Below are 17,324 nucleotides of genomic sequence, written 5' to 3'. Positions count from 1 at the left end.
AGTTTTCAAAAGAAATACCTGTTGCAAAATGTATAACAGAAAATCAAATTTTGCAACCATTTTTCATTTCGAATGTAAAAATTCTTCTAATTCTTCTATTATTTGATAGCCATTCCATATAGGTTTTGCTCCTTCTGCAATCAGTTTGTGCGGCCCTTTGGAAAGCGGATTTGTAATATCGCCTGGCACAGCAAAAATTGTTTTGCCATTTTCTAATCCATGATCAATTGTGCTTAAAGTACCGCTTTTTTCAGCCGCTTCTGTTACCACTATTCCCGTCGATAAACCGCTAATGATACGATTCCGCATAGGGAAATGCCATTTTTGCGGCTTGACGTATGGTGGATATTCGCTTATAAGCAGCTGATTTATTTCCATTTGCTCAGCAAGTTTTTTATTTTCTTTAGGATATAAATGAAATAATCCATGTCCAAGTACCCCTACTGTTTTTCCAGAAAAACGAATAGTTGCTTCATGTGCTTTGCGGTCAGCACCTTTTGCCAAACCACTGACAATGACAAATTCATGCTCTATTAATGGCGGCACGATGAAGTTTAATACCTTATCTGTATAAGTAGTAGCATTTCTTGCTCCTATAATAGCTATCTTTCGTTTATTCTCTAAAATTGCAGAGTCGCCTTTTGTATAAAGTACTACTGGCGGGTCATATAATGCAAGTAATCTGGTGGGGTATAAGGGATGATTAAAAGGTATGGGGATAATTTTATGTGCTTTGTATGCTTGTAGGAGTGGGGTCTCCAACGTTTTTAAATAATTATTTTGCAATTTTTGAGCTTTATCGACAGAAATATTTAATAGGATGGCTAATTCAGATACTTCAGCATGCCCAATTCTATCTAAATTTGAATCTATTTGAAGAAGTGATGATAGCCTGTTTAGGGGAACAGGGAACACATAATGCAATGCTAGTATTCTTTCAGAAAAGGTCAAATGACTCATGACCTTCCTCCCTTCACATTGAAATGAAAAAGTGTAGCACTTTAAAGTGCTACACTATACATATTAATGGGTTTTGCACTTATCGTACAAGCCTTTTTCTTTAATAACACGGATAAATGTTTCGCCGATAACAGCTGGTGTTTCAGCTACTTCAATACCGCACTCTCTCATTGTTTTGATTTTTTCAGCAGCTGTTCCTTTACCGCCAGAAATAATAGCGCCGGCATGGCCCATACGTTTTCCTGGAGGTGCTGTTTGGCCACCGATAAATCCAACTACTGGTTTCGTCATGTTAGCTTTAACCCATTCAGCAGCTTCTTCTTCAGCAGTACCGCCGATCTCACCAATCATGATTACGCCATATGTGTCTGGATCTGCTTCAAACTCTTTTAATACATCGATAAAGTCCGTACCATTGACAGGGTCCCCGCCAATACCAACAGCAGTAGATTGTCCAATGCCCTCTACTGTTAATTGATGAACAGCTTCATAAGTCAATGTACCAGAACGAGAAACAACGCCTACATGGCCTTTTGTATGAATATAGCCAGGCATGATACCAATTTTACACTCATCCGCTGTGATAACACCTGGGCAGTTTGGTCCGATTAAACGTGTTTTCTTGCCTTCCATATAACGTTTAACTTTAACCATATCAAGTACTGGAATATGTTCAGTGATACAGATAACCATGTCTAATTCGGCATCTACCGCTTCTAGAATAGCATCTGCCGCAAATGGAGCAGGTACATAAATTACAGATACATTTGCACCTGTATTTTCTACTGCATCGCTAACCGTATTAAATACAGGAACTCCTTCAACTGTAGTGCCACCTTTACCAGGAGTTACACCAGCTACGATCTTTGTGCCATACTCAAGCATTTGTTTTGTATGGAAAAGAGCTGTCGAACCTGTAATGCCTTGTACCAATACTTTTGTATCTTTGTTGATGTAAATACTCATCCCGATTCCGCCTTTCTTAACCTACAAGTTCCACAATTTTTTGAGCGCCATCAGCCATTGAATCTGCTGCAACTATATCTAAGCCTGATTCATTTAATAATTTTTTGCCTAGTTCTACGTTTGTACCCTCAAGTCTTACTACTAGAGGTACCTTTAGACCTACTTCTTTGGCTGCAACAATGACACCTTCAGCGATTACATCACACTTCATAATACCGCCGAAAATATTGACAAAGATCCCTTTAACATTCGGATCTGAAAGGATAATTTTAAATGCCTCTGTTACTTTTTCAGCTGTTGCACCGCCCCCAACATCCAGGAAGTTTGCGGGTCTTCCGCCGTAAAAGCTGATTGTATCCATAGTAGACATAGCCAGTCCTGCCCCATTTACCATACAACCAATATTGCCATCAAGTGTAACATAGTTTAAGTCATACTTTGATGCTTCGATTTCTTTTTGGTCTTCTTCATCAAAATCGCGCAATTCGACAACATCTTTATGGCGATACAATGCATTGTCGTCGAAATTAAATTTGGCATCAAGAGCCATTACTTCTCCGTCTCCTGTAACAGCAAGCGGGTTAATTTCTAAGATGGAAGCATCTTTATCTGTAAACGCTTTATATAAACCTAACATTAAATTAGCAGTTTTATTGATTAACTTAGTAGGGATATTCATATTAAAAGCAAGGCGTCTAGCTTGGAAGCCTGTTAAACCTACTACTGGATCGATAACTTCTTTAAATATTTTTTCTGGTGTTTCTTCAGCAACTTCCTCGATATCCATACCGCCTGCTTCAGATCCCATTAATGTTACGCGAGAAGTCGCACGATCAACTAAAAGACTTACATAGTATTCTTTTTGAATATCTGAACCTGCCTCTATGTATAGGCGTTTTACTTCTTTTCCTTCTGGGCCGGTTTGATGTGTTACAAGTACTTTGCCCAATAATTCTTTTGCGTAAGAGCGAACCTCATCTAAGTTTTTCGCAATCTTTACACCGCCAGCTTTACCGCGGCCGCCTGCATGAATTTGAGCTTTTACTACCGTAACTTTGGAATCTAATTCTTTCGCAATATTTACTGCTTCTTCTGGCGAGAAAGCAACCCGACCAGCAGGAACAGCTACCCCATATTTACGAAGAATCTCTTTCCCTTGATATTCGTGGATATTCATCCTTGTTCCTCCCAACTAAATTCCTTCATGTTCTCAAATACTAGTATTCTGAAATACAAGTTTATTGTATATAAATAAAACTATAATGTCCAGAGATTCTCTATTTTATGACATTTTTTATTTAAAAAATAACAATTTGTGCTACGAAAGAACAAAGAGACTTTATCACATTTTGTCGATTTTTGTCTTTTCATGGAGTTGATCTAACTGGTAAATAAATGCAAATACTTCTGCGACGGCTTGATAAAGCTCCTCTGGTATACTTTCATTGAGATCTAACTGTCCTAATAATTGAACAAGTGACGGATCTTTTTGAATGGGAATATGATTGGCTTCTGCCCGCTCTAAAATCTTTTCAGCAATTTGACCCTTCCCTTTTGCAATCACTTTAGGTGCATCTGCTTGGTTGGGATTATAAGTTAAGGCAACCGCTTCCTTGCGTACACTTGGCTCTTTTGTCATATTTTGAAATCAACTCCCCTTTGTCCGGCACTTGAAGATTGGAAGAGATTGATGCTATTACTTTTAGCTGTTTCCTGTTGGTCTTTGAAAATGAGACCGGACAGTTGGTAATCATGACGTGCTAGGTTTTCTTTTAACAATGCTTTAAGGGGGGCTGCTAAGTTCTTTAGACCTTCGTTGTCATTGTAGATATTTATAGTTACTATCCTGCTTTGAACCTGCATGTCCACTACTGTTTCTTTTAATGAGTGCAATTGCAAATAAAATAGAATGCGTGCAAAATCCGCATCAATCTTTCCATCTGCACTTTTCCGACCGCTCCACTGCAGTGTTGCCTCTGATTGCCTTCCTAAGAAATTAAGTGGTAATTGCATGATTAGCTGTTGCTCTGGCCCTAATTCAGTAGATAAATACTGCATTCCATCAAGCCTTGCTGACACTTGCTTTGCTAAATCTTTAGTTGCGTCAGATACCACTCCATTTTGCAAAAGTCCAATTAGTTGCGGTTTTAGTTGTTCAGCGAATTCGCGAATGTCAGATGAGGCGTCAGCTAATTTTGCTTCGTAACTTAGCCCCAGTCCCTTGAATAAATCCTTAATAGTCGCTTGAATAGCTTTACCGTTTAGATTATTTGCCAATTGATTCTCAGTCTCTTGTAGCATTCCTCTTAAATGAGTTGATTTCGACTCTAACGTATACTTTGTTAAATGGTTGAAAAGTCGTTCGGAATTATCCCCCTGGCCAAGCAATTGCAGCAGCTGGTGCTTAGCTGATATGCCTTTAACATCTACTTCAAATGGTTTTACTATCGCATTCTCACTAGCAACCTTTAACAATTGCTCTTGCAATTGGATTATGACAGCTTTAGTTTGGGCTATGTCTTTCGTTGATATGGATTGTTGTGCCAATTGAATTAGGTTGCTTTTTTGTTCTGTAGTAAGTAATGTGTTCTTTTCAATGGCTGTTTGAATTTGTCCGATAAGCTGTCCCTTATCTTGGGTAGTCGGCTGCTTCTCTAGCGCTTGAAGTAGTTTCACCATTGTACGCAGCTCCATTTGCTGTTCCATCTTGTTGTTTATGGGGACGGGGGTTGCCGCGCTGCTAGCCGGTTGTTGAAGAATCTCTTGCTGCCAATTAGACAACCTCGCATTTCGAGGAATTACTCCCACCTCCTTCAACGCCTGCAAAATAGCCGCTTTATTTTCTGGCAGCGTTTGCTCTGAAGATAAGGCTTCTACCATTTTTCCAAGCAGAATACCCCCTGTTTCCTTTAAAAGAGGATTGTTGATTTGTTCCAGCTGATTCAGTAGTTGATTTTTCATGCCCAAGGAGATTGTCTCATCCGTTTTTACGACTTGCTGGAAGTTTTTCAACAGGTCTGCAAATCCAGTTTTCATATTTCCTTCCAGGACAGCTTGAAATGTATCTTGTTGAATAGGCAGCTTATGTGCTAAAAGCTTTTGGATAATTTGTAAAGCTTCCTTCGTTCCTAGATTATCCGGCAAATTTTTCAATAGTTCCTCTGCTTGCAAAAAAAGTTCTTTCGACAGCGGCAAATTATTTTTGAGAAAAAATGAAGCTAGTTCTTTCAGAGAAGTTGTTTGATTTAGTCCAAGTGCATTTAATAGCTGATCTGCTTGTTGTGTTAGTGGCATTGCAGATGACATAGGGTTTGATATTACTTTTAATTGTAAATCTGGTTCTGTCCCTGATACTTGAAAATAATGCGCATTGCCTGCCTGCAAAGGAATTTCTAATTTTGCGATTAACTTTTGGCCACCAATTTGAATTTCTGCCATTTGGTTAGGAAAAAGTTGTTTTATCGTACCATGGATTACCTGGCCTTGCTTAAGTGTGAGCGGCTGCTGGTTATTAACCATTGTTTGGCCCAATTGAACTGAGTTCAATGATGGATAATTCACTACACTTCACCCTTTCGTTAAAAGAATAGATTTAATCGGTTCGAATGTCTTTCGATGAATCGGCGTAGGGCCATGTTGTTCTAATGCATCTAGATGCTGCTTAGTACCATAACCTGCATGTTTTTCAAAGCCATAGAATGGGTACTTATCAGCCATTTCCTCCATGTAATGATCCCTTGCAGTCTTCGCTAATATGGATGCTGCTGCAATCGCCAAACTTTTGGCATCCCCTTTAATAATGGAAGCTTGTTCTATATCAATCGGCAAAGTCATGGCATCTGCCAGTACAAAATCGGGTTTTATCTGCAGCATTTCAACCGAGGACTTCATGGATTGTTTTGTCGCTTCATAAATATTAAGTTCATCAATAATATCAGCTGGTTGAAAGTGGATCGCTGTAGCTAATGCACACTCTTGAATTTTCTCTGCGAATTTCTCCCTGGCCTGCTTAGAAAGTTGCTTAGAATCGTTTAAGCCTATCAATGAGTCGCATTCATCTGGCAATATAACAGCTGCTGTTACTACCGGCCCTGCCAACGGTCCACGACCAGCTTCATCAATGCCTGCAATTAATGCCTGTTTATATGGCCTATACGACTGGTCAAATGCTATTTTCTTTTGATGCTCTTTGGCCAGTTCATTTTCTTTCTCTTTGCGTCGATACCATTGCTGCAAGGCTTTTTTTGCTCCTTGCCGCGGATCGTCTTTTAACTCTTCCATCCATTCCTGCCATTCAACAATAGTATCTAATTCTTCTTTAATATTTTTGATTGTTCTCATGTCTTGTTCTCCTAATCGTTATCTTATGTATCGGCTAAATCTATCAAAAATCCAGAAAAAAACCTTTTTTGCCTGTGGGCAAAAAAGGTTATGGTTTTGTTGCAAAATCTTCTACAAAATCGAAAGACAGTTTACCAAGCTGCTGGCCCCTGATATCACGCACTATCAGCTCTGCTACTTGATCATAATCAATCTCGCCTCCGCTGATAATAACACGGCGTAGCTTGCCGATATGATCAAAGGTTTTTACAATTTCATCATCCAATTGTGAAAGTTTATAGCGTTCTTCCATTCTTCCAGGATAATATTGATTTAAAAATTTCAAGCCATAAATCGCTAAATCATCCATATTGGTAATAGCATCTTTAATCGCTCCAGTGAGCGCTAATTTATAGCCTACCTCTTGATCCTCAAACTTAGGCCAAAGAATCCCCGGAGTATCCAGCAACTCTAGTTCTTTTTCAACCTTAATCCATTGCTGCGATTTTGTAACGCCTGGGGTATTACCTGTTTTTGCAACGTTCTTCTTGGCTAGTCGGTTAATCAGCGTCGATTTTCCGACGTTTGGTATTCCAACTATCATGGCACGGATAGCGCGCGTTTTAAGGCCTTTTGCTCTCATTCTAGCCCATTTATCCGCCAACAGTTCTTGCGCTGCCTTTGTGACCTGTTTGAGCCCTTTACTATCTAAAGAATTGATAGCTATTGCTTTTTGGCCCTGTTGTTCAAAAAATGACAGCCACTTTTTTGTTTGTGCTTCATCTGCCATATCTGCCTTGTTTAGAATAAGCAGCCTTGTTTTTTGGTGAATAACTTCGTCAAGCATAGGATTTCTAGAAGACATCGGAAGCCGCGCGTCAATTAATTCAAAAATAATATCAACAAGCTTTAGATTTTCTGTTACCTGCCTGCGCGCTTTGGCCATATGCCCAGGAAACCATTGAATCGTCAATTTGTTCACTCCTTATTTTACTTTGCCCATTTGATCGAGTGGCCAAAAGACAACGTTTGTTTTACCAATAATTTTGCTGATCGGTACAATGCCAATATGCCGGCTATCCTTACTATACCGTCTATTATCACCCATAACGAATACATAACCGTCCGGGATTGTATCACCTTTTGCATTAGGCGTATCCCTTAATGAGAAGTCCTCTGTTAAGGTTCCACCGTCCATGATTTCTTCTTTATATTTCTTTAAATATGGCTCGGCAATCTTTTTACCATTTATATATAACTGATCATCTTTATACATTAATCGATCTCCAGGTAATCCAATAATACGTTTAATGTAATCTTTTTTCTCAGGAGCATGAAAGACAACAATATCGAAGCGTTGAATATCACCAATATGGTAGCCAAATCGGTTGACAATCATACGATCTCCGTTTTCGAGTGTAGGCATCATTGATTCTCCGTCCACAACAATCGGTGTAAATAATAAATAACGGATACCTGCAGCCAGTACAAAGGCAATCACAAGTGCTTTTGTCCATTCCCACAACTCATTTTTTTCTTTTTTCTCTTTTTTCAAAAAGATGCCCCCTTGATATTAATCCAGAATATACATCTAGAGCGGTTTCACAATCGTGCCCATTATATATCTATTGTACAGGGATTTGCCGTTTGAAGCAAAAAGAAAGAGAGCTAAAATGCAGCTCTCTTTTAACATATTTAAGCTTATCGAATTTCTTTAATACGAGCAGCTTTACCACGTAAATTACGTAGGTAGTACAATTTAGCGCGACGAACTTTACCGCGGCGAGTAACTTCTAGTTTAGCGATTTTTGGAGTGTGTAATGGGAATGTACGTTCAACTCCAACGCCATAAGAGATTTTGCGAACTGTGAAAGTTTCGCTGATACCGCCACCACGACGTTTAATTACAACACCTTCGTATACTTGGATACGTTCGCGAGTACCTTCGACTACTTTAACGTCGATTTTTACTGTATCACCAGCACGGAATGCAGGGATGTCAGTACGAAGTTGGTCTTTAGTGATTTCTGAAATAATGTTTGACATTGTTTTCTCTCCTTGGACAGATGCTCTTGCAGGTCACTTTGGTTGCTACAGCGGAACACCGTAATTCGGCATTTTCATAAAATGCATCTCAAATATTATCATAAATTTAGATGTATTGCAAGAGATCCTCTCTTTTATGCTTTGCCGTTTTTAAGTTTTTCTAAATATGTTTTTTGTTCTTTGCTCAGTTCAATATCTACTAATAAATCCGGTCTTCTCTCAAAAGTACGTTTTAACGATTGTTCCATACGCCATTGCTCAATTTTCGCATGGTTGCCTGATAAAAGAACATCCGGCACCTTCATACCACGAAAATCTGCTGGCCGTGTATAATGAGGATGTTCCAACATTCCTGTTGAAAAAGAATCTAAAATGGGCGAATCATCATTGCCAAGCACTCCTGGCAATAAACGCACCACGCTATCGATAATCGTCATAGCAGCCAATTCTCCGCCTGTTAAAACAAAGTCGCCTATGGAGAGTTCATCTGTAACTAAATGTTCTCTTATACGTTCATCGTAGCCTTCGTAATGACCACATAGGAACAGTAAATCTTCTTCTTTGGCCAATTCTTCAGCTTTCTTTTGGGTAAACCGTTCACCCTGAGGGCACATTAAAATAACACGTGGTTTTTTGCCATCCTTCGAAAGCGCCTCAACTGCATTAAAAAGTGGTTCAGGTTTCAATACCATGCCTGCACCACCGCCATATGGATAGTCATCCACCTGCGCATGTTTATTCACGGCATATTCTCTAAAGTCAGTAACAGACAGTCCGACTGCTTCTTTCTCTTGCGCCTTTTTTAGAATAGACGAGCCAAAGACGCCCGTAAACATTTCGGGAAATAATGAGAGTACATGGATGTTCATCATGATAGCAAACCCTCTATCACTTCGATCACAATCTTTCCTTCTTCAATATTTACTTCTTTTATAAATTCATCAACTACAGGGATATAGTGCATTTTGCCATCTTCACCCTTTACAGTCCATACATCATTGGCAGCTGTCTCAAAAATTTCTTTCACTTGGCCAATAGCTTGTCCCTCTTGGTTATAAACCGTGCATCCAATAATCTCATGATAATAAAATTCATTATCTTGCAATTCATCTTCTTCTAATTGCTCTTCATTTACCTTTAAAATGCCGTCTCGGAAAGGTTCTACATCATTAATATTAGGATAGCCTTCAAATGTAAGAAGAATAAAGTTTTTATGCTTGCGGGATGATGCAACTGTCAATAATAGCGGCTTTGTATCCCCTTTTCTAAATAGCCCTAGTTGTTGGCCAACTGCATATCTTTCTTCTGGAAAGTCAGTTTGGGAGATGACGCGCACTTCGCCGCGTATGCCATGTGTATTAACAATTTTCCCTACGTTATACCATTCCATCTTTTTCACCTCTTTTAATTTATGAGATCTTTACATTTACTCTAGTTTATTATATCCATTTTCTCTATTGCTCCCTACAGCAAAATTGGAGACTATTGAAAAATTATCATCAGCTCTTGGAAGTGAGTTTAGCTACATGTCCTCAGGAAGTACCCTAAGCCCCTTGTCCACTTTTCAATATAGTCTCTACAGCTTCACTTTTACAGTGAACTCCAAAATTTTAAGGAAAAAGACATATACTTATCCTATTTACTTTAGAAAAAACAAGTTGTTAAAAATAAAACTAGGAAGGGATTATGCTCCTTCCTAGTTTCATTAATCTAAAATATCGATATAAATTTTCTTGCCGCGATGGTTGCCTGCTGCTGAGTAAACAATTGTACGAACTGCTTTTGCAACACGTCCTTGCTTGCCAATAACCTTTCCCATATCACTAGGGTGGACAGAAAGTTTATATACAATGCGATGATTATTTTCGTCACATGTTATCTTCACTTCGTTTGGATAATCGACTAAAGGTTTTACGATTGTCTCGATCAGCTGCTGCATAAGACCGCCTCCGATTATTTACCGATTTTAGAGTTATGGAATTTTTCCATGATGCCTTGGTCTGAGAACAAGTTACGAACTGTATCAGATGGTTTTGCACCATTTGTTAACCAAGCTAATGCTTTAGTTTCGTCGATTTTAACTTCTGCTGGAGAAGTTAGTGGGTTGTAAGTACCGATTGTTTCGATAGAGCGGCCATCACGTGGTGAACGTGAATCAGCAACTACGATACGGTAGAAAGGAGATTTTTTTGCTCCCATACGTTTTAAACGAATTTTAACTGCCATTTTTAATTGCACCTCCGAATAGTTTCACACAAGATAGTATGATATCAAGCTTTAAATACTTTGTAAAGTGTTTTTTCTTAACACACATTATTTTAACTTATTTTTTTTATTTAAACAAGGAGTCTAACCCAGGAAGTTTCATTTTTTTCTTTCCTTTTTGAGCCATACCTGTCATTTGCTTCATCATCTTCTTCATATCATCAAACTGCTTAATCAGTCGATTGACTTCTTGTACAGAAGAGCCAGATCCTTTAGCAATTCTTTTTCTACGGCTGGCATTAATAATTTCAGGGTTCGTTTTTTCGGCTGGCGTCATAGATAATATAATGGCTTCTATATGGCCAATTTGTTTGTCATCTATCTTCGCGTTTTCTAAGCCCTTAATTTTATTTGCGCCAGGTAGCATTTTTAAAATTTCATCAAGCGGTCCTAATTTTTTCACTTGGCTCATTTGGTCTAAGAAGTCATCTAAAGTAAAGCTTTGAGTTTTAAACTTTTCCTCAAGCTCTCGAGCCTTATCCTCGTCAACTGTAGCCTGAGCTTTTTCTATAAGCGTCATAACGTCGCCCATGCCGAGGATACGAGAAGCCATACGTTCTGGATGGAATTGTTCCAGCGCATCCATTTTTTCGCCCATACCAACAAATTTAATTGGCTTTTCTGTTACAGAACGAATAGAAAGCGCCGCACCACCACGTGTATCACCATCTAATTTTGTCAATATAACGCCCGTAATGCCTACAGCTTCATTAAAACTTTCCGCTACGTTTACAGCATCTTGCCCTGTCATGGCATCAACTACTAGGAAAACTTCATCTGGTTCCTTTAAGCCACGGATATCTTTTAATTCCTGCATTAGATTTTCATCGATATGCAATCGTCCAGCTGTATCGACCAAGACAACATCATGGTGTTCTTCTTTGGCTTTTTCTAATGCTTGGCGCACTATTTCTACAGGCGAAATATCTGTACCTAAAGCAAAAACAGGCAACGAAAGCTGTTTACCGAGTGTTTGCAATTGCTGAACTGCCGCAGGACGATAAACATCCGCTGCCACCAATAACGGCTTGCGATTGTATTTTTTACGCAATATATTAGCCAATTTACCTGTGGTCGTTGTTTTACCGGCACCTTGTAAACCTACCATCATAATAACAGTAGGCGGCTTTGTTGCAAATTTAATTGGGCTTTGTTCTCCGCCCATTAAATCTGTCAGTTCATCTTTTACGATTTTGATTACTTGTTGGCCAGGTGTCAAACTCTTCATTACATCCTGACCTACAGCACGTTCACTAACTTTTTTGATAAAAGTTTTAACCACTTTTAAGTTAACGTCGGCCTCGATTAAAGCAAAACGAACTTCGCGCATCATTTCTTTTACGTCTTGTTCGTTTACTTTCCCCTTACCTTTAATCTTATTGATCGTTCCTTGGAGCCGCTCCGCTAAACCTTCAAATGCCATAAAATCGCCTCCTAATCCCATTCTTTAAGCTGTTCAATCAGCGATAGTACCTCTTTGCTGTCTGCTTGGATATCAGCCATACTTTTTGAAAGCTTTGTTATTATTTTCTGCCGGTTTTGGAATTTCTCAAACAATTGAAGTTTTTCTTCATATTCTTCAAGCATCGCTTCAGTTCTGCGAATATTATCGTAAACTGCTTGACGTGACACCTCATAAGCTTCTGCTATTTCCCCCAATGAGTGATCATCTAGGTAATAAAGCTGCATATAACTTCTTTGTTTGTCCGTCAACAACGCTTGATAAAAGTCAAAGAGAAAGTTCATGCGTGTTGTTTTTTCAAGTAACATACTGAAACTCCCCTCGATTATACATACTCTACTGTATCTTAATTTCAAAAACACTATCCGTCAAGTAAAATTACTTGTCTTTTCGACTTTCATTCAAAAAACGCAAGAATGCAGCAGTAGGAACATACGACATTCTTGCGTTTCACTAACTATTCTTTTTCTTCAGCCAGTTGTTCATCTAAAGCATCCGCGAAAAGGCCGTAAACATATCGCTCAGAGTCAAACGGCTGTAAATCATCCATTTGTTCTCCAAGTCCGACAAATTTAACGGGAATATGCAATTTATTGCGAATAGCAAGTACGATACCGCCTTTTGCTGTACCATCTAGCTTAGTTAATACAATACCAGTAACATTTGTCGCTTCTTTAAATATTTGAGCTTGTTGTAAAGCATTTTGTCCTGTTGTAGCATCGAGTGCAAGTAAAACTTCATGAGGCGCTGTCGGAATTTCCCGGGAAATGACACGATGAACCTTTTCCAGCTCATTCATTAAGTTTACTTTATTTTGCAGCCGACCGGCAGTATCGCAAATTAATACATCTGCTTTACGATTTTTCGCTGCACGGATTGCATCATACATAACAGCAGCTGGATCTGACCCTTCTGACTGTTTAATCACTTCAACGCCTACGCGGTCTCCCCATACTTGTAACTGATCTATAGCGCCAGCTCGGAAGGTATCGCCGGCAGCGAGTATAACAGACTTCCCTTCTTGCTTTAAACGGTGAGCAAGTTTGCCAATAGTTGTGGTTTTGCCCACGCCATTGACGCCAACAAACAAAATAACCGTTAATTCATCTTCTTGTATATTTAAGCTTGTGATATCATCTTCGCCTTGTTCATAAATTTCAACCAGCTTTTCGGAAATCAATGCTTGGATACCATCTGTATTTTTAATATTTTTGCGTTGTACTTCAAAACGCAATTTTTCCGTTAGCTCCATCACGGTCTCCATGCCAACGTCAGCTTGCAATAAAAGGTCTTCAAGCTCTTCAAAAAATTCTTCATCCACATGGCGATAGCGTGCTACAAGATCATTTACCTTAGAGGTAAATGAATTACGCGTTTTGGCTAAACCAGATTTGAATTTTTCCGTAATAGAGAAAGCAGAAAAGCCCCATTTTGATTTTGCTTCTTCTTTATTTTCTTCTTCATCGGAGGATACTTCTTGTTCCTCTTCAAATTCTTCTTTTTCTTCTAGTTCTACGTTCTCTACTTGTTTTTCTTCGTGCTCTTGTTCTTCAGTAGGTTGTTCTACCTGTTCTTCCTTTACCGCTTCTTTGACATCTATATCATTTGACGATGCCTCTTCTACTATTCCCGATTTTCCACCCTGCTCCAGGTCTTCCATTTCAGCAGGGTCGTTTTTCGGACCGCCTGTGAGTTTTTCTTTCATGCGTTTTAGAAAGCTCATATTATTCACTCCTTTGTACTATGTTGGTACGGGTACTTCTTGTTCTAGTTTGACAGAAACTAACTTAGAAACACCGGATTCTTGCATTGTGATACCGTACAATACATCCGCGCCTTCCATTGTACCCTTCCGATGGGTAATAACAATAAACTGCGTTTCTTGGCTATATCGCTTTAGATATTGGCTGTAACGATTGACATTAGATTCATCTAATGCGGCTTCTACTTCATCTAGAATACAGAATGGTACTGGCCTTGTTTTTAAGATTGCAAACAACAGCGCAATAGCTGTTAAAGCTCTTTCTCCCCCAGAAAGCAGGCTAAGTCTTTGAAGCTTTTTCCCTGGTGGTTGGGCAACAATCTCAATGCCAGTTTCTAATAAGTTATCAGGATCTAATAATTCTAAATCAGCATGACCTCCGCCGAATAATTCTCGGAAAACGCTTTGGAAATGTGCACGCGTTTCGAAGAAGGTTTCCTTGAAACGGCTTGTCATCTCTTCATCCATTTCACGAATTGCCTCGTGCAGAGTTTCTTTTGCTTCTAATAAATCATTGCGTTGATTTGTTAGGAATGTATGGCGTTCCGAAACAGTCGCATATTCCTCAATTGCACTTAAGTTAACTGTCCCAAGTTCTGCAATCGATTGTTTCAACAGTTTGACTTTACGTCGTGCTGCCTCAATATCTGTATCATGGGCATGTTGCAATAAGGCATCTTCAAATGTTATATCATAATCTGTTTCCATTTGTTGTGCCAAATTTTCATATTCCACATCTAAACGACTTAGTTTTACTTCATAGTTTCGTATGCCATCAAGCATACCTTGATGAACACGTTGTAATTCCTTTAAGTCGAGGTCGATTTGCTCTACCTGTTGCTGCATTTGCATGCGCTCTGTTTTAGTACGTTCTACCGTTTGTACAAGAGTTTCTCTTTGTTTTTGTAAGCGTTCAATGGTCTCCTGGATTTCTTCCTCGCTTTGGCCATTTAGATCTCCGCCATTTAGCAGCCAATCCATCTCATTCGACGTATATTTCACTTCTTCTTTTGCCTGTTCAACTTGTGATGCAGCTTCTGCAACAGCTGTTTTTAGCTGTGTGACTTGTTCATTAAGTACGGCTAGTTGAGAACGTTTAAGGGCATATTCTTCTTTCAAGGCATCCCGCTTTGTCTCACTTTGCTGTTGTAAAGCATTCAACTCTTCGACTGTACGATTAATTTCCGCCAGTTCTTCTGTTAGTTCTTTTTGACGTTTTGCAAAGCTTTCTAATTGCTGTTCTAGAGTTGTTTTGCGGCCTGTTGCATCTTGCTGTTCATCTGTGAACATGGAGACTCTTAGTGATAACCGTTTGATAGTAGTATCCATTTCACGCAAGTGAGCACTATATTCAACTTCTTTGGAACGCAATTCCTCACCCTGCAAGCGTAATTCTTCAAGCTGGGTAGACTTTTCTTCAAATTGCTTTTTCCAGTCAGCTACAATTTTTTCTGCTTTTCCAATCGATTGCTCCATTTGGACAAGCTGTTCAGACAAACCTTCTAATTCTGCTTTTCTGCTAAACAATGAAGCTTGTTGTTTAACGGAACCCCCTGTTAGAGAACCGCCTGTATTTACTACATCACCGTCCAACGTCACAACGCGATAGCGATAATTACAAGCTTTAGCTATTTGTGAAGCGCCCTGTAAATCTCGTGCCACTAGGACGTGGCCTAATAAGCTTTCAGCAATTGTCCTTATGCTTGGATTGTAAGTAGCCAGTTCATCCGCCGTATTAATAAAAGAAGGATGGGTGTTGACAGTCTGCAAAACACTATCTGCTATTTTGCGAGATTTTATGACGTTTTTAGGCAAAAAAGTTGCTCTGCCAGCTTTTTGCTGTTTAAGCCATGAGATGGCTTTTCTTGCATCTCCATCTGTTTCAGTGACAATATGCTGCATAGCAGCACCTAAAGCTGTTTCTAATGCTTTAGCATACTCGCCATCTACGTGAATAAGTTCAGCTACCGCTCCGTGGATACCATTCAATTGATTTTTTTCGCGTGCGACCAATACAGCTTTTACACCTTGATAGAAACCCGAAAAGTCTGCCTCTAGCTCCGCAAGTGTTTCTTTTCTTGCTTTCAGCTGCTGCAGGTGTTGATATCCTTTAAAAAGCATTTCTTGTTGCTTATCATATTGTGCTTTGGCATGGTTGGCATCTTTTTGGCAAGCTTCATATTCTGCTAATTTTCGAGCAACTTCTTTTGTTACTTCATCATGCGATTTGACAGTTCGCTGTTGCTCTTTTTGTAATGCTTGAAGCTCTTCAGCCATCTCAATAGATTGGCTCGAAATCTTCACTTCATTTTGAGCTTGCTCCGCCAATAAATGCGTAATATTTTTAACTTCATTTTTCACAGTAGCTTCTTCATTTAAGCGATCAATGTAGGTATTTTTCCATTGTTCAATTTCAGCATGTATCTCGGAAGAAGAGCGATTGAGAAGGTCTTCTAACTGCTTTACTGCTCTTTTTAATTCTTGCAGATCCTTTTGGCGCTCCGTCAACTGACCTTCACGAGTTACTTTTGCTTGTTCCCAATGAGAAAGCGATGCTTCTGCTTTTTGTAAGGATTGCTTTAGCTTCTCTAGTTGAGTATTAGCATTCATTCGTTTTTCTGCTACTAATACTTTTCTTCCTTCGAAACGCTCAGCCTCAGCACTTACTTCCACTAATTGATGTTGTGATTCGTCTAACAAGGAATCGAGATTACTAACCTTTTGACGAAACGCTGTAATAGTTTCTTCTTTTTCAGCAATCTGCTTGGAATAGGCTTGTTCTTGCGCCAAAACATTCTTTCTTTCGCTGACAATCTGTTCAATTGAACGTTTTAACTGCTCCATGTCATGAACTAAAACAGCTAAATCCATATCCTTCAATTCTCCGGACATCTTTAAATAATCTTCTGCGGCAGAAGCTTGTATATGCAGCGGCTCGATCCTCTTATCTAATTCATGCAAAATGTCTAGAACGCGATGCAAATTATCATCTGTTTCAAATAATTTGTGTTCCGCTTTTTTTCGGCGCTGTTTGTATTTCAATACGCCTGCTGCTTCTTCAAAAATAGAACGGCGGTCGTCTGGCCGACTATTGAGAATTTCATCTACTCGTCCTTGAGAGATAATAGAAAAGGCTTCTTTGCCTAAACCAGAATCCAAAAACAAATCCGTAATATCCTTTAATCGACATTGCTGTTTATTTAATAAATATTCACTGTCACCAGAACGATAGACACGACGAGTCACGCTTACCTCATTGTAAGAAATAGGCAAGCGTCCGTCTTCATTGTCTAAAATTAAAGAAACCTCAGCAAAGTTGAGCGGCTTACGCGAATCACTGCCGGCAAAAATAATGTCTTCCATTTTGATGCCACGCAATGATTTGGCTGACTGCTCGCCTAGCACCCATCGAATAGCGTCTGTTACATTGCTCTTCCCACTACCGTTAGGCCCAACTACTGCTGTTACCCCAGGTACGAAATCTATTCCTACTCGATCAGCAAATGACTTAAAACCAATCACTTCAAGTCGTTTTAAAAACAA

At 39.2% G+C, this 17,324-nt stretch carries 17 protein-coding genes; all 17 read right to left on the bottom strand.

The annotated features are described in order from the left end of the window. Positions 1-63 precede the first annotated feature (63 nt). Complete coding sequence (gene dprA / locus F0527_RS04110; RefSeq protein ID WP_150283892.1) at positions 64-960, bottom strand: DNA-processing protein DprA; 897 nt, start codon at positions 958-960, stop codon at positions 64-66. A gap of 63 nt (positions 961-1,023) precedes the next feature. Next, complete coding sequence (gene sucD / locus F0527_RS04105; RefSeq protein ID WP_066785379.1) at positions 1,024-1,926, bottom strand: succinate--CoA ligase subunit alpha; 903 nt, start codon at positions 1,924-1,926, stop codon at positions 1,024-1,026. 16 nt (positions 1,927-1,942) lie between these two features. Further along, positions 1,943-3,103: an ADP-forming succinate--CoA ligase subunit beta gene (gene sucC, locus F0527_RS04100; protein WP_066785376.1), complete on the bottom strand. Its 1,161-nt coding sequence runs from the start codon at positions 3,101-3,103 to the stop codon at positions 1,943-1,945. Positions 3,104-3,268: 165 nt separating this feature from the next. Further along, on the bottom strand, positions 3,269-3,565 hold the full coding sequence (locus F0527_RS04095; RefSeq protein WP_066785374.1) for an EscU/YscU/HrcU family type III secretion system export apparatus switch protein: 297 nt from the start codon (positions 3,563-3,565) through the stop codon (positions 3,269-3,271). Continuing rightward, a complete protein-coding gene (locus F0527_RS04090) occupies positions 3,562-5,487 on the bottom strand; it encodes a hypothetical protein (protein WP_150283891.1) in 1,926 nt (641 codons plus the stop codon). The genes F0527_RS04095 and F0527_RS04090 overlap by 4 nt, the downstream gene beginning before the upstream one ends. 6 nt (positions 5,488-5,493) lie before the next feature. Continuing rightward, positions 5,494-6,267 (bottom strand): ribonuclease HII, encoded by a 774-nt coding sequence (locus F0527_RS04085; protein WP_150283890.1) that lies wholly within the window; start codon positions 6,265-6,267, stop codon positions 5,494-5,496. A gap of 88 nt (positions 6,268-6,355) precedes the next feature. After that, positions 6,356-7,219, bottom strand: coding sequence for a ribosome biogenesis GTPase YlqF (gene ylqF, locus F0527_RS04080; RefSeq protein ID WP_150283889.1), 864 nt, complete (start codon positions 7,217-7,219; stop codon positions 6,356-6,358). Positions 7,220-7,231: 12 nt separating this feature from the next. Further along, positions 7,232-7,801 carry a signal peptidase I gene (lepB, locus tag F0527_RS04075; RefSeq protein ID WP_150283888.1) on the bottom strand — a complete coding sequence of 190 codons (570 nt, stop codon included), beginning with the start codon at positions 7,799-7,801 and terminating at the stop codon, positions 7,232-7,234. Positions 7,802-7,947: 146 nt separating this feature from the next. Then, entirely contained in the window at positions 7,948-8,292 is a 345-nt protein-coding gene (gene rplS / locus F0527_RS04070) for a 50S ribosomal protein L19 (RefSeq protein ID WP_066785363.1), read from the bottom strand. A gap of 134 nt (positions 8,293-8,426) precedes the next feature. Next, on the bottom strand, positions 8,427-9,161 hold the full coding sequence (gene trmD / locus F0527_RS04065; protein ID WP_150284904.1) for a tRNA (guanosine(37)-N1)-methyltransferase TrmD: 735 nt from the start codon (positions 9,159-9,161) through the stop codon (positions 8,427-8,429). Then, complete coding sequence (rimM, locus tag F0527_RS04060; RefSeq protein ID WP_066785360.1) at positions 9,161-9,682, bottom strand: ribosome maturation factor RimM; 522 nt, start codon at positions 9,680-9,682, stop codon at positions 9,161-9,163. Before rimM ends, trmD begins: the two co-directional genes overlap by 1 nt. A gap of 315 nt (positions 9,683-9,997) precedes the next feature. Next, positions 9,998-10,231 carry a KH domain-containing protein gene (locus tag F0527_RS04055; RefSeq protein WP_066785358.1) on the bottom strand — a complete coding sequence of 78 codons (234 nt, stop codon included), beginning with the start codon at positions 10,229-10,231 and terminating at the stop codon, positions 9,998-10,000. 14 nt (positions 10,232-10,245) lie between these two features. After that, positions 10,246-10,518: a 30S ribosomal protein S16 gene (gene rpsP / locus F0527_RS04050; protein WP_147194176.1), complete on the bottom strand. Its 273-nt coding sequence runs from the start codon at positions 10,516-10,518 to the stop codon at positions 10,246-10,248. 106 nt (positions 10,519-10,624) lie between these two features. Further along, positions 10,625-11,980 (bottom strand): signal recognition particle protein, encoded by a 1,356-nt coding sequence (gene ffh, locus F0527_RS04045; RefSeq protein ID WP_150283887.1) that lies wholly within the window; start codon positions 11,978-11,980, stop codon positions 10,625-10,627. A gap of 11 nt (positions 11,981-11,991) precedes the next feature. After that, positions 11,992-12,327, bottom strand: coding sequence for a putative DNA-binding protein (locus F0527_RS04040; RefSeq protein WP_066785351.1), 336 nt, complete (start codon positions 12,325-12,327; stop codon positions 11,992-11,994). A 149-nt stretch (positions 12,328-12,476) separates the two neighbouring features. Next, the gene (ftsY, locus tag F0527_RS04035; protein WP_150283886.1) at positions 12,477-13,742 is read right to left on the bottom strand and encodes a signal recognition particle-docking protein FtsY; all 1,266 of its coding nucleotides are present in this window, start codon (positions 13,740-13,742) and stop codon (positions 12,477-12,479) included. A gap of 18 nt (positions 13,743-13,760) precedes the next feature. Further along, positions 13,761-17,324 carry a chromosome segregation protein SMC gene (gene smc, locus F0527_RS04030; RefSeq protein ID WP_150283885.1) on the bottom strand — a complete coding sequence of 1,188 codons (3,564 nt, stop codon included), beginning with the start codon at positions 17,322-17,324 and terminating at the stop codon, positions 13,761-13,763.

This window comes from Rummeliibacillus sp. TYF-LIM-RU47 (assembly GCF_008638315.1).
Lineage (GTDB): Bacteria > Bacillota > Bacilli > Bacillales_A > Planococcaceae > Rummeliibacillus > Rummeliibacillus stabekisii.
The sequence above is the reverse complement of the archived record's forward strand: the minus strand, read 5'-3'. Positions and strand labels throughout refer to the sequence as shown.

Bases quoted from the DNA above. Each gene is read 5' to 3' on its own strand.
- sucC (WP_066785376.1), bottom strand. From the start codon at position 3,103: ATGAATATCCACGAATATCAAGGGAAAGAGATTCTTCGTAAATATGGG.
- rimM (WP_066785360.1), bottom strand. From the start codon at position 9,682: ATGGAATGGTATAACGTAGGGAAAATTGTTAATACACATGGCATACGC.
- trmD (WP_150284904.1), bottom strand. From the start codon at position 9,161: ATGAACATCCATGTACTCTCATTATTTCCCGAAATGTTTACGGGCGTC.
- F0527_RS04085 (WP_150283890.1), bottom strand. From the start codon at position 6,267: ATGAGAACAATCAAAAATATTAAAGAAGAATTAGATACTATTGTTGAA.
- sucD (WP_066785379.1), bottom strand. From the start codon at position 1,926: ATGAGTATTTACATCAACAAAGATACAAAAGTATTGGTACAAGGCATT.
- dprA (WP_150283892.1), bottom strand. From the start codon at position 960: ATGAGTCATTTGACCTTTTCTGAAAGAATACTAGCATTGCATTATGTG.
- rpsP (WP_147194176.1), bottom strand. From the start codon at position 10,518: ATGGCAGTTAAAATTCGTTTAAAACGTATGGGAGCAAAAAAATCTCCT.
- F0527_RS04040 (WP_066785351.1), bottom strand. From the start codon at position 12,327: ATGTTACTTGAAAAAACAACACGCATGAACTTTCTCTTTGACTTTTAT.
- ffh (WP_150283887.1), bottom strand. From the start codon at position 11,980: ATGGCATTTGAAGGTTTAGCGGAGCGGCTCCAAGGAACGATCAATAAG.
- ftsY (WP_150283886.1), bottom strand. From the start codon at position 13,742: ATGAGCTTTCTAAAACGCATGAAAGAAAAACTCACAGGCGGTCCGAAA.
- F0527_RS04095 (WP_066785374.1), bottom strand. From the start codon at position 3,565: ATGACAAAAGAGCCAAGTGTACGCAAGGAAGCGGTTGCCTTAACTTAT.
- rplS (WP_066785363.1), bottom strand. From the start codon at position 8,292: ATGTCAAACATTATTTCAGAAATCACTAAAGACCAACTTCGTACTGAC.
- F0527_RS04055 (WP_066785358.1), bottom strand. From the start codon at position 10,231: ATGCAGCAGCTGATCGAGACAATCGTAAAACCTTTAGTCGATTATCCA.